General features: G+C 45.8%; 13 protein-coding genes. All 13 read right to left on the bottom strand.

Translation table 11 applies throughout. The features are described 5' to 3' along the window. Window positions 1-4 precede the first annotated feature (4 nt). The 13 genes from ACUN2T_RS13360 to tssB all read right to left on the bottom strand — a co-directional run bounded on the left by ACUN2T_RS13360 (window position 5) and on the right by tssB (window position 12,613). The gene (locus ACUN2T_RS13360) at window positions 5-628 is read right to left on the bottom strand and encodes a DotU/TssL family secretion system protein (protein WP_445493509.1); all 624 of its coding nucleotides are present in this window, start codon (window positions 626-628) and stop codon (window positions 5-7) included. Continuing rightward, window positions 625-2,022, bottom strand: a complete 1,398-nt coding sequence (gene tssK, locus ACUN2T_RS13355) for a type VI secretion system baseplate subunit TssK (protein ID WP_445493508.1) — start codon at window positions 2,020-2,022, stop codon at window positions 625-627. Before tssK ends, ACUN2T_RS13360 begins: the two co-directional genes overlap by 4 nt. Before the next feature lie 4 nt (window positions 2,023-2,026). Next, entirely contained in the window at window positions 2,027-2,686 is a 660-nt protein-coding gene (locus ACUN2T_RS13350; protein ID WP_445493507.1) for a type VI secretion lipoprotein TssJ, read from the bottom strand. Then, a complete protein-coding gene (gene tssA, locus ACUN2T_RS13345) occupies window positions 2,679-3,776 on the bottom strand; it encodes a type VI secretion system protein TssA (protein ID WP_445493506.1) in 1,098 nt (365 codons plus the stop codon). Before tssA ends, ACUN2T_RS13350 begins: the two co-directional genes overlap by 8 nt. Before the next feature lie 13 nt (window positions 3,777-3,789). Beyond that, entirely contained in the window at window positions 3,790-4,089 is a 300-nt protein-coding gene (locus tag ACUN2T_RS13340; protein WP_445497876.1) for a PAAR domain-containing protein, read from the bottom strand. A gap of 11 nt (window positions 4,090-4,100) precedes the next feature. Beyond that, entirely contained in the window at window positions 4,101-4,685 is a 585-nt protein-coding gene (locus tag ACUN2T_RS13335; protein WP_445493505.1) for a DUF6931 family protein, read from the bottom strand. A gap of 34 nt (window positions 4,686-4,719) precedes the next feature. Next, on the bottom strand, window positions 4,720-6,726 hold the full coding sequence (locus tag ACUN2T_RS13330; RefSeq protein ID WP_445493504.1) for a type VI secretion system Vgr family protein: 2,007 nt from the start codon (window positions 6,724-6,726) through the stop codon (window positions 4,720-4,722). Between the two features lie 21 nt (window positions 6,727-6,747). Beyond that, window positions 6,748-7,719, bottom strand: a complete 972-nt coding sequence (gene tssG, locus ACUN2T_RS13325; RefSeq protein WP_445493503.1) for a type VI secretion system baseplate subunit TssG — start codon at window positions 7,717-7,719, stop codon at window positions 6,748-6,750. Continuing rightward, window positions 7,710-9,521 carry a type VI secretion system baseplate subunit TssF gene (tssF, locus tag ACUN2T_RS13320; RefSeq protein ID WP_445493502.1) on the bottom strand — a complete coding sequence of 604 codons (1,812 nt, stop codon included), beginning with the start codon at window positions 9,519-9,521 and terminating at the stop codon, window positions 7,710-7,712. Before tssF ends, tssG begins: the two co-directional genes overlap by 10 nt. 11 nt (window positions 9,522-9,532) lie before the next feature. Next, complete coding sequence (locus ACUN2T_RS13315; protein ID WP_445493501.1) at window positions 9,533-9,973, bottom strand: type VI secretion system baseplate subunit TssE; 441 nt, start codon at window positions 9,971-9,973, stop codon at window positions 9,533-9,535. 53 nt (window positions 9,974-10,026) lie between these two features. Further along, entirely contained in the window at window positions 10,027-10,521 is a 495-nt protein-coding gene (locus ACUN2T_RS13310) for an Hcp family type VI secretion system effector (RefSeq protein ID WP_445493500.1), read from the bottom strand. Between the two features lie 66 nt (window positions 10,522-10,587). After that, window positions 10,588-12,069: a type VI secretion system contractile sheath large subunit gene (gene tssC, locus ACUN2T_RS13305; RefSeq protein ID WP_445497875.1), complete on the bottom strand. Its 1,482-nt coding sequence runs from the start codon at window positions 12,067-12,069 to the stop codon at window positions 10,588-10,590. Window positions 12,070-12,076: 7 nt separating this feature from the next. Beyond that, on the bottom strand, window positions 12,077-12,613 hold the full coding sequence (tssB, locus tag ACUN2T_RS13300) for a type VI secretion system contractile sheath small subunit (RefSeq protein WP_445493499.1): 537 nt from the start codon (window positions 12,611-12,613) through the stop codon (window positions 12,077-12,079). Window positions 12,614-12,891: the final 278 nt, after the last annotated feature.

Here is a 12,891-nt window from a genome sequence, read left to right as displayed (position 1 = left end):
GAATTTATCGGTCAATATTCAATAAATAGACGGTGATGAAAATATAAATTGATGTAAGAGATAACATGAATAATATTAATTTAACACGCCATTTATTATTGGGCCGTCTATTTTCCAGAAGATTATCGCGTGTATTCATTAGTCGATGATTTTCTAAGGAAATATAACGACGCAAAGTATCAGGAAGATTCTCTAATTCCTGCTGGATGATATTATGCAATTCCAAATTGTCACGTTTGCCATAACGGCCATAAAACCCAGAAAGCAAACAAAAAATATAGACTAGCCGAACCTGGTAATTATCTGGTATCAACGCGGCAAGACGATCAAAAAACGTATTTCCACCAAGCTCGGCATCATAAAGCTCTGCCTGTAATGATGATTGTCGCCAAACACTCAATTCTTTCTGACCTGCGCACAAAATGGCTTCATCTGCCCAAACCACCACAGCGAAATTTGCCTCTTCGATATCCTGCAATCCATAACCATGCAGACGCGCTTTATTTTGTGCCTGCGTCAGCGCGGCTAACAGTGTTTGCCGCAACTCTTCGGCATGATTCACCTGCTGTTGAATCATGCGCAGCACACCAGTGAATACCGGAATGTAACAATCTAACAAACGCATCATGATGCTCTCACTATAACGATCTCTATCTGCAAATCGTCTGGCGCATCAGCCCAGTGCACTGCCACTCGTTCACTCTCTTCTACCTGCCGCCACAGCGTCCCGCGATTTTCTGCCCGGAAATAACGTGTATTTGTCCGGTTAGGTAAACCATGCGGTGCAATTTCCTGATAATACAAATGCACACCGGGCAAAGCGCGATTAATAATGCCGTCGATCTGTTCTGCTGCGGCCAGCTTAATCAAGCGATCGTCAGGAATTTCACGTTCGCTATGGGTAAAGCTGTCAGAATGCAGCACCAGATAAACCCGCTGCTGTTCACCAACACCCGCGACATTGAACGCAGCATGATAATAACCGCCGCTTTCCTGTTGCAGAGGGATAACCGTATTCGGTTCCAGCACTAATGCATTGAGCAGTTCAGTAATTGTCCGTTCACAACTGTCGAGAGTCAGGGACAGATTCAGATGCTGATATTTTTCCAGTACTTCTTCCTGCCCGTTCCACTCCCCTAAAAAAGAGCAACGATCGGTAAAACAGGAAAGCTCGCTGATCAATTGACGCAATAGTCCAAAAATCTGTAAGGGATGAACATCCCGCGCCTCCTGGAAATGGTGTAACTGCACGACATAACGTGCCAGAGTACGCAACGTCAGCAATAGTGTGCTTTTTTCCTGGGTATAAACTTCCCCTTCCAGCGTTTGTGGGCGTTTCAATTCTTCCAATTGATGGACACGCCCGGTCAGCTCATGGCACAGTTGCTCAATGCGTTGCCCAAGTTGTGGCGCAGCGTATAGCGTCAAACAGGGTGGCAGATAGCGGTTATCCAGCTCAATGCTGTCACCGGTACAATGCAATTGACCCACTGGCAACAAGGTATAACCCGTTGCTTGTGCAATCTCATCGTGCAGGAAAAAACGTAAGTTATAGGTAAGTTGTTGTACTTCTGCTTCCGGTCCTTCACCAAAAACATCCCGCATATGCTGTTCTTGCGGCCATGTCACCCAGCGGCTGGTAATATTACCGACACTTCCGCTATCCGTTATACCGGTGACGTTACTCTGATTGTGGCTGAACATCCGCAAGCCAACATAAATGCGCTGCGGTTTTTCGCGTACTAGCCAGCAATCACGTAATGATCGGGCACTGAGTACACTATTGACACTACAATCCACATAACACCCGTCGGGAAAAATGAACGCGGCGTTATGAACACTGAGCACTTCATCACTTAGCGCAGCCAGATTGAACGCCAACTTCACCACACCAAACGCATAAGGTTGAGTCAGTAACTGATAACGCCCTTGCCAGTATTCATGTTGCAGCTCATGTGCTTGAAAGTGTTGTGGCTGTAAATACAATCCTGAATACCAATACATCGGTTTATATTCAAACATGACGTTACTTCCTCAATGGGTTTCTGTCATTGCCGGATCCGGCTGTTTGTCCGAGGAAAATCACCTCATCCCCAGTGTTGCCTGCGGAGAAATCACTGCGGGTAATCGCATAACGCCCCAACGTCAGCTCAATATTCATGGGAACAAATTCAGCATTCCAGTATTTATTCCACCAACCGTGCTGCTTAAGATGCAATGGTAGTGATAACACACGTACATGAGTATTATTCGGTGTAGGGTAATAACCGGCAATCAATGCGATATAACGTGCCTGTTCTGCTCTATCAATATGTAAAGAGACGGATTGCCCCGGCATCATCACATAATTATCAAGCTGTAATATCTGCTCTGTTGCACCGGTGCCGGCAAATAAATTACGTAGCAACACTGGATTAGCCAGTAATTTATCCAGTTGTTCGCGTTTTTCCGCCTGGGCAATTAATATCGTGCAGCTATTAGGTATATTATTAAAAACATTCAGTTGCGCGTCGGCAGTCATTTTTAAACGAATAGCATTACTGGCATAAACCGGTTTGGCCTGTTCAATTGCCTGAAAGCGTTTTTCATTATTGGAAATGGAATCACTGCAACCACTTATTATAAAAATTACTGTTAATATTAAAAAACTGCGTTTAATGACATTATAAAAACTTATATTATTCATTTTGCCCTCTGTTTTTATCCGGCCCTTTTATCACGCGCATAATTTCTTGTAGCGCGGAGGTATTATCTACCATCATTTCCTCCAGCCATTCGGCCATTCCCATATTCGCCCAACGTGCTGCCCGCTCCATTAAATATGGCACCGGGCTGGTAGGTTCATTCTGTCGAAAATAATTGGCGAGGTTGATCATTTGCTCAATGGCAATAGTGCGCATTTCATGATGCGTCCGATCTTCCGCCAAAAAAGTTGTGTTAATGCCGTTTGACTCTTTTCCTCCTGGCACGGTCTCTTCACTGCTGTGTTTCTGAGTCGATCCCGGAGCAACAATTTCACTAAAACGTTCGGTTAATGTCACCAGACTTTGCAGATGTTGCGTACTGGCGCTCATACTGTTGCCGGATGTTGGCAATAAACCAAGCATGATTTGCTGCAATGCTTCCAGTGCCTTGCGGACCTGTTCGGCCTGTTCCAGTAACCGGTTAAACCGCCCGGCTGGTGTGGTACGAATACTGTCGTTACATTCAGCGATGCCAAAATAACCATCACTGATCAGAGGAGCACGTAATTCACTATTAACTGCGATACGTTGTTCAAAATATTGCACCCGTTGCCAGACATTCAGGCTCAATTTGTCATCATCGGTCAGTGTCAGGTTGTCCAACTGTTTCACCAGTTGTTTATCCAGCCAGCTCAGGCGGCCAAGACGGGTATCCGCACTGTTTTCTTCATCATCATCCAGAGGCGGATAAAGCACCGGCCAAAAAGTTTCCAGCAAGCGGGTCAGTAACGTGATACCACCGACGATACCTTCCAAACCATACAGCTCCCCTTGTGCCTGGGTTAACCAACACGCTATCTGTAAGTCTTTACTGTGTTTTTCCAGTACTTCCTGACATAACGCTGAAACCTGCATCCAATCAGCCTGACGGGTTTCACATCCCCATGTATCGTCTTGGAGAAACGCCTCATCAGTTTCGCGTGCCGCATTTATTTGTTCAAAAATAGGTTCGTATTCGATATCACATCCTGCCGGTTCATCAGCAGAAATTGGATGTAAAAAACGAGCGATATCTGTTTGTGCTAAATTCACAGTGATTTCCATTTCAGGCAATAATCACCAGCGGGTAACCTGTGGTAATTGTGCCGCCATGTGCGCACAGATCACCGAGTCTGGCTGCGGGCCTCCCACCAATCAACACGGTCGGGCTGCCCATCACCACCGTATCCGGCGGTCCGACACACACCAACAGTGATCCCATTGTTGCTGCCGGCAAACCACCAATCAGTACCGTTGGTACGCCTGGCGGCATAATGGGTCCACCCACATGGGGTATTGGTGGTACTGCCGGCGACATCATGGGACAAATATGCATATCAGCCACACGGGCTGCTGGCATTGGCATCATTATTCTCCTTATAACGTGGCTTCATGATACAGATAGTTTTTGCGTCCCTGATCCTGTGACGGTGGCAATTGCTTCAGTTGACTGTGTGCCAGTTGAAAAAATTGCTCAATGTACAGCGCTTGCTGTTCCGGTTGTTCGCCATATACATGCAGGATCAGACACAACGTATCTGCCAATACCGCAAGTGATTGCCACGGTTGCGGATAGACCGCTTCCAGATCGGGTGTTGTCATACTGCCTTCACTCCAGAAAACTGAAAGCACCAGACAGGAAATCGGGTTATCAAACCCCACAATCTGCGCCTGTTCGAACAATTCATGACGTAGCGGATCACCACCATTCGTGCGCCAGTGCCGTACCTGTTGCAGCAATAAACGCTGCTCTTGTATCAGGTCTCGTTCGTAAACGCGGGAGATAAATGTCAGTGCCAGTTCCAAAGCCTGAGTGTAAGGCAACATGAAAATGGTGTAGAACACCGCGTCCTGCCACAACATTTCCTTATTGAGCGCCGATAAATTCTGTTCGTGTACTGCATGTTGCTGTAATACCCATTCCGCCTGTGGAGAAAGCCGGCAGTGTCGTAATTTAACCATTGTTCTAAGCTCTTGTTATTCGTTGATCTTGCTATTAACCAATCTTGGTCAAAATCCCTTTCACCATAGCAATGCCGGTAGCATCCACTTGAACAATGCCGCCTTTTAATTGTGCCATTGCGCTGCCTGCTACTTTTACCGTAGTCCCGGTGAGTTCCGCTATACCGCTACTCTTTAACGCCAGTTTTCCTGAACCTTCTACCGTGACAGACGGCGCTTTGATGGTGATCCCCGCTGGGGTAAGCGACAATTTGCTGGCTCCGACTTTCAGCTCAATCCCCTGACTTGCGGTAATGGAGCATTTCTGACCCGCATTAATTTTAACGTTGCCTCTAGATACTTCCAGCGCGTAATTACCTGCGCTAACGGTAGTGGTGAAATTGCCGCGATCCAGTGTTTGCTTCTTATCACCTTTTTTCACTTCGGTTAACGCGTTGCCTTCACTCAGGATTAACGTGTCATTGCCCTTTTTAATTTGGGTATCGCGTTTTTCTTCGATTTCCCATTGCGCGTTGCGATCGATCTGCGCCGAAAAATCATTTTTTACTTTCAGGCGCATATCTTTTTGTGAATGAAGCAAAATAAATTCTTCACCTTTTTTATCTTCGAAACAAAGCTGATGCCCTTGCTCCACCGTACCTTTTGCGCTACTGCGCGTGGCAATGCCGCTTTGCGTTTTCTGCCCTGGCAACGCAAACGGGGGCGTCTTCACTCCGTTAAACACCGTTCCGGTAACTAACGGACTATCCGGGTCGCCGTCAACAAAACTCACCAGTACTTCACTACCCACACGTGGCACAAATTGCGCCCCAAACTTTGCGCCATTCCAGAATTGGCTCACGCGTACCCAACAGGAACTGTCATCATCTTTCTTGTGTTCTTTATCCCAGTAAAACTGGATTTTGATACGCCCTTGCGCATCGGTATGGATCTCTTCTGACGATGGACCAACAACCAGCGCAGACAACACACCGGAAATAGAGGGACGAATAACAGAAGGACGTGGACGAAATACTTTATTCGCCGGAAATAAAGCGACTTGAGATGAAAACAGTAATCCGCCTTCTTCCAGGTTACTTTCCGCTTTTAATTGCTGGTGGCCCACCGCATACCGACCATCGGCACTGGCGTGCCCTTTCAGCGTAAACTGATGTCCAACCTGTAAACCGGGATAACTGTTAGCGGCACGCGCGTAATGTGACTGTGATTCCCACTGTTCCATACACAGCGCCGCCTGTGCTTCCAGTTGATTACGCTCCTCCTGACGTCGGTCGTCATAAATAGAAAGCTTCGGATTGACGGAATAGCCGCTGTTTGCTTTGGCGCTGGCGCTGACTGCTGCGGCGTTTTTAACATTATAACCATTCATTTCCGCTGAACCTGGGATAATCATGCGATGAGTATGCCAGGCGCGTAACCCATATCCTTGCTGATCGCCGATCTTCGATTGATACGGCAATACGGCTAAAGGCGCATTAGTAAACGTCGAAGGGTGATCAGCCAGCACCAGTACATGACGTCCCTCTTCATGGCGGAAGAAATAGAAAATACCCGCCTGTTCCAGCTGGCGCGTCACAAAATCAAAATCCGATTCCTTGTATTGCATACAATATTCAAGCTTCGGATAACGGCTTTTTAACGCCAGTTCAACGTCGTTAAACCCACGTTTACGGAAAATATCGCATACCATATCCGGCACACTGATGCGCTGATAAACGCGCAGATTGCGGGTTAAAATCAGCATTTTCAGCCACGGTTCAATGCGTGCCTGATAACAAAACTGGCCGTCGGTAAAACCTTGTTGCTGTAATTCAGTCAATATGCCATGCACAATACGGTAATTTGGCGCTTCACCAATACGAAATGCCAGTGGTTTACCGATATAAGGTTCCAGCTTGTCCCAGTCTGCGCTGGAATAGAGCTGAACAGAAAATAAATAAGGCTGAGACAGGTGTTCTTCACCTTCGATTTTACTCAGCGCCACAATATCCGACAGGCTACCGATAACCTGTAAAAAACGATTTTTTTGCCCTAACAGCATATTTTCACCTGCATTTTTTATTCAAACCGCGTAAGGACTCGCACATTCAGCCAAATAAACCCGCTGAATATTGCTATCTCCGGTATCCCCTAAACAACCATCCCACCCCAATCGGCGGCTGCCATTTAACATATTGCCCTGCCCACTATGTTGCACCAGTAATTCCAGCGAAAAAGAGAGTAGCGGCCCGGCAAATTGCCACACCCACTGCGTCAATCTGCGATATTTTTCATTTCCCGGCATAAAAGCGGCGTGCTGCCAGGCGGCAAACGGCCCCAACTGAATATGAAACCCTGACTGGATATCCCAATAAGCTTGACCCAACATCGGGTTATCACCCAACAAACTGCGGCCCAGGCAACAACAATGTGCCGGTTCAGCATATTGCCAGCGCCCTTTGAAGGGATGAATACTGACCGGCATGTTAAATTCCCGCTGTAACAGATGCTGCAAGTTCACCATTGTGCGAACCGGTGTCGCCAGTAACCCAACACAAGCAGGATGAGTGCGTTGGGTTTCGTTGTCGGTCAATTGCCCGGCTGATGCCGCAATGACCGCTGGTAGTGCCTGAAAGCCTTGCAGTTCTGCGTTGACGTATAACCGGTATTTCTGCCATGCCTGAAAACGCAAACTCAGCAGCCGATGAGTAAAAATATCAAGAAACGCCTGAGCTGATTCATCACCATAGCGATAACGCCTGTCGATCAGCCATTCGGTATAGCGTAACGGTAATGCACCAAAAGTCCCTAACAGGCCAAAGTGATGTACCGCCATACGATACTGTTCATGCCCCTCTTGCGGAGGTCTCAGGGATTCTACTTCCCTTTCCGGTGCCTCCAGTGTTGGTACTGAGCTAAATTGCACCACATCATCAGGGATGATCACTGTTTCTTCATTTTGACGATGGCGTTTAAGCAACCGACGTACATTCTGATAAAAACGACCACCCGCTAAACGCACCTTGTTTTCTGCATTATTGCTTGCTAAAGCCATGTCAGTTTCCCGCTGCGGCGTGGCCAGCGACGCGCACTATTATTAACCGTCTCTAACTGTGTAACAGTTTGCGTGAAGCTGTTAATTGGCGCATACATAGCGATAAAACGTTCCAACAGACTGCAAAACAGATAAAAATCGACAAACTCTCCCGCCTGTGCCTGAAAGGTCAGCGTTACCTCCAGCCCCCGCGCCAGAGAATAAGGGTCGGCGGGGTTTAAGCGTGCACTTACCGGCGCAATAGCAATCTGCTGTAACTGTGCAATCAACCTCGATATGGCCGGATCACTGAGCAGGTTGTAGAGTTCCAGCGTTTCTTTTAAGCACTGAACTCCCTGCGGACCACTCAGCAACATTTGGTTCAAATTGAGTTGTGACACCAGCCGCCAGTTCAACGCACAGCTTGGTTGTGGACGTACCGGCAATCGGGGGCGGATCAATCCCAGAATTTTTACACCTGGCAGGGCACTTTCCGATTCAAAATCCCCGTCAGGATGACCATTACTCAACTGCTGTGGTACATCGCGGTTGGTACAGGTCAGACTCAATATCACCACATCGGTTTCTGGTTTCAGATGTTCGCCGTGACTATCAGAAAAGCCGATGAACATATTCATCCCTGTGTCGTCATGTCTTAGTGAGGGGCGCGGTGACGCCTGCCAGAACAACGGAATCTGCTCGTCATATTGCGTATGTTCAATGCCAAATAACGATGGCATCAGTCTGGAACTTAATTGCTCCTGCTGACGGCTGACAACCTCAACCTGATCGATGGTATAGACTTCCATACTTTGTGGACGACGTGCATCCGGCTGAACCAGATATTCATGCTCGGTTTCCAGCGGAATAATCGGCTCCGCCTGATGAGGAAACAGATTGACGATGGGGACGCAATTCAACCGGAAGGTTTCGTTGCTGACTTTATCACTCATACGTTCAATACGACGCAACGCTATGCAATCCTTAAGCCGGAAACGATATTGCAACCCGCCTGATGAACTGGAGATCAAACCGGCATCAGGTAACGGAATATCCAGAAACAAAAATCTTTCCGGAAAACTGAAATAATCGCGGAACAAGTGATGAACCGGGTTTATCAATAAATCATCGGCACACAAGTTGTCTTGTGGGTCAAAACCCACCACGTGAATATCCCGACTATTCATGCTGAATGTACGCTCACCCAACCGGCATTCCAGCTGCTTAACTTGTGCCGACAGCAATTCATACAAGCTATGAGTTAGCATCGGTGCACCATGTAAGTACAAACGGATATGTTGAGCCTGAAAACTGGCACCTGGCCACAATGTAAAATTCAACGTTAAGATAAAATCCCGGTCATAAGGGTCTGGTGTCAGCTCCGTGTGTGTTAAATCCAATGGCAACATTTCCAATGGATATACTGTGCGGAAATGGCATGCTACATCGCCTGCCGGCTGAGAAATCAATGGTGTATGCCGCGCGATTGTCATCATCCCGGTAACGCCGGATGTCTGCGGATCTTGTTGAAACTGCACCAGCGATACCGACGGTACCTGACGTAAAAACTGCGGTGCCAGTACTTCCAACATTGAAGTACTGAGCTCCGGCATGTCTTCATCAATACGTTGATGGATCTTTGCTGTCAGAAAAGCAAAAGATTCCACCAGACGTTCTACGTGCGGATCTTCGGAAACACCCTCCGAGAACCCAAGGCGTTTAGCAATTTTGGGAAAATGCTGAGAAAACGCAACACCATATTGTCTTAAATAATTTAATTCCCGGTTGTAATAAGTCAGTATTTTCTGTGGTAATAGCATCATGTTGTTTATTGTTATTTATCCCATGAAATTGAATAGGTATAAGCGGTACTACTCCATGAAATAGAAAACACCACCTGTTCATTAAAAAAGTTTCCATTCACCCAGAAAGTAATACTCTCCGGCGTATTTTTCTGTAATGTAATAACGACATTTTTTAAGCGTGTCTCGAACCAGGAAATAGCCTGGTAAATATTATTACTTAGTGCATCAATACGTTCATTATCGGAAATATCCACATTAATGACATCGGAAACACCATAATTTAAAACTGATTTCGGCAATTCACCAAATAATGGTGAAATTGCCGAGATCGGTCTTGATGAAAACAGCATACTCAAATCGAAGATTAGGCTTTTCAAAACCTCCTGACGTGACCAGCTCAGTGTTACACCACGTTTTTCATCTTGTGGATAATCGTCTTTAAGACGATGGAGAAATGAGGGCTGAATCATAATATTTTTCTGGGTAGAAACCGCCGACCAAAGGCCGGCAGTAAACAGTAAAATTATTGTTTCTTGTTCTCGATAAGATCCCAACCTTCTGGACCTGCTTTGCTGCCTTTGGTTCCGTCTGGGCTAAGTGGTGTGAATGTCCATTTAATTTTGGAATAGGTGATAGAAAACTGCTCTTGTGGGAATTCACCACCACGTGAACAGGTTTCATGGACGTCGGAGATAATACATTCGTCCATTTCAACTTCTGCGTAAGGATGCATTTCCCCTTTAAAAATCGTACAGATTTCCAGTTTCACTTTCTTAATCGCCGTGCCCTGCGCCACTGCGGACAACAATTTGATAGAACTGATGTCCATCACCTTCACACAATCAATGGTACGGAAACCCGCTGCACCAACGGTAATCTTACGTTTACCACTGTCTGCGATACGTGCGTGGTTGAACGCACCAAAGTTGACATGCTCCAGCTCAATCCAGTCTTTATGCTTGCTGTCGGTACTCTCGCCGTTAATACTGTCAATTTGTAAAAAAATTGAAGAACTCATAATTAACTACTCCAGTTAGTTATAATAAATAAAAATAAATAGGACAAATTTTAATAAATAGAATAATCAGGCAGCCGATGACGGTGGCAAATCAGCAACCAGCCGTAAAGACATACTTAATCCTTCTAATTGGAAATGTGGCCTTAAATAAGCTATCGCTCGATATGTTCCCGGTGCTCCTGGAACGTCAATAATATCAACCCTTGCCTCGCGTAATGGATGGCTGGCTTTAATTTCTGCGCCGACGGTATCAGAGCCAACAATATATTGGTTAATCCAACTTTGCAGATAAGACTGACATTCTCCGCGAGACATAAAACTGCCCACTTTGTCACGCACGATCATTTTCAAATAATGGGCGAAACGGGAAGTCGTCATAATGTATTGCAATTGTGTTGATAATTTTGCGTTGGCATTTGCCAGGTCAGAATTATATTTCCTCGGTTTATTAGGCGACTGCACCGAGAAAAAGGCGGCATAGTCAGTACCTTTATAATAAACCAGAGGAATGAACCCTAATTCTGCCAACTCTCTTTCACGGCGATCAGAAATGGCCACCTCAGTTGGACATTGCAACATCTTTTCACCGGATACAGAGGCGTAATGATGGGTCGGCAATGCCTCTACTAATCCTCCACCTTCCACACCGCGAATCGCTGCGCACCAACCATATTGTTCAAATGCGGCCACCATACGGCCCGCCAGTGCATAAGCGGCGTTAATCCACAGATAACTGCTGCTGCTCCCTTCTTTTACTTGTTCCTCGAAACAGAACTGTTCAACCGGGATGGTTTTCGCCCCGTAAGGTAAACGGCCAATCACCCGCGGCAATGTCAAGCCGACATAGCGGGAATCATCAGATTCCCGGAAACGTTTCCAGCGCAGATAATCTGACGTTTCAAACAATTTGGATAAATCGCGTGGACGAGGCAGTTCACCAAAATCATTCAGCCCCAACATGCCTGCGTTGGCTGAACTGATAAACGGGGCATGGGCTGCTGCTGCCACATGGGAAATTTGCTCTAGTAAGTAAAGATCTTCCGGGCTGTTATCAAAGTCAAAATCACCGACAAATGCTGAATAAGGTTCACCACCAAAAGTGCCGTACTCATATTCGTAAACATTCTTAAACAACATTGACTGATCGAAATCAGACGCCGATTTAAAATCTTTAATCAAATCGGTTTTTGTCGCATTTAGCATTCTGATCTGGGTATTATCCGTTTCACTCTGGTCGAGTAATCCTTTAAGCCCTACCCAGGATGATTCCAGACGCTGGAATTCCGGGTGATGTAACACCAGGCTCAGTTGAGCGGACATCAGCGCGTCAATTGCTGCGATACGTTCCTCAATGCTGTTTACTAAATCACCAGAAACCACCAGCGAGCCTGACGTTACTTCGGCCAGAAACTGGTCGAGCTGGCTTTTGACCCGATCACGATCGGCTTCCCGGCGAATAGCGTGGGTGTTATCAATAATCTGATCAAGAAAATCACCACTTGCTTCCGCCGTTTTCAATTCTTGCTGTTCAACAACGCTCTGTTCCATGTTTTCCTCACTGTGCATTGTTATTTTCCGGAGTAACGTCATCCGCCGTATTTTCTGTGGCTGGCGTTTCTGTCTCTTCATTATTTACTTGCGGTAATTTGTCCGCATGTTCAGCAAGAATTTCTGCCAGACGGTCACGCAATTTTTCATTGCTCAATGCACGGCCTTTCAGATCACTTAATTTGCTGCGAATCTCCAGCAAATTACGCAACGGTTCAATCTGCTTCGCCAAATTCTCTGGGGTAAAGTCTGCCATTGATTTAAATTGCAAATCGACATTAAGAAATCCACTTTGACCAGGCAGTGCACTTTCAACCTGTAATTCCAATGAAGGAGTCAGACCTTCCATCACCGCATTAAAATTATCTTTATCAATATGCATGAAACGACGTTCACGCATAGGAATTGATTGTTCAGCAAATTGACCAATGACACCAATAACCAAAGGCAATTCTTTTTTCTCGACCGCACCACCTAATTCAACATCATAAGTAATCTGAACTCGGGGCGGTCTCACTTTATCAAGCTTACGTTGAGTATTCATGGCACCTTTATACCTTATATATATGACAGGAAGTGCAAACTTACGTTAAACCGCACCAAACCTGATTGAATAACCGAACAAGATGAGATAGACGAAGAGAACAATTAACGTCTATTTATAAAAATTTAATATACTGTGACACATTTGATGATATTTAAAATCCTCTGTGTATCGGCTGGTAAATAAGTTCTCATGTATATTGATTTAATGCAATACTGATGGGGTTAAATATAATATATAAACTCTTTTAAATTTATTCAACCTCTTGTATTTAAAGA

Source organism: Photorhabdus machadonis (assembly GCF_052657765.1).
This window is presented reverse-complemented; position numbering and strand designations above follow the sequence as displayed.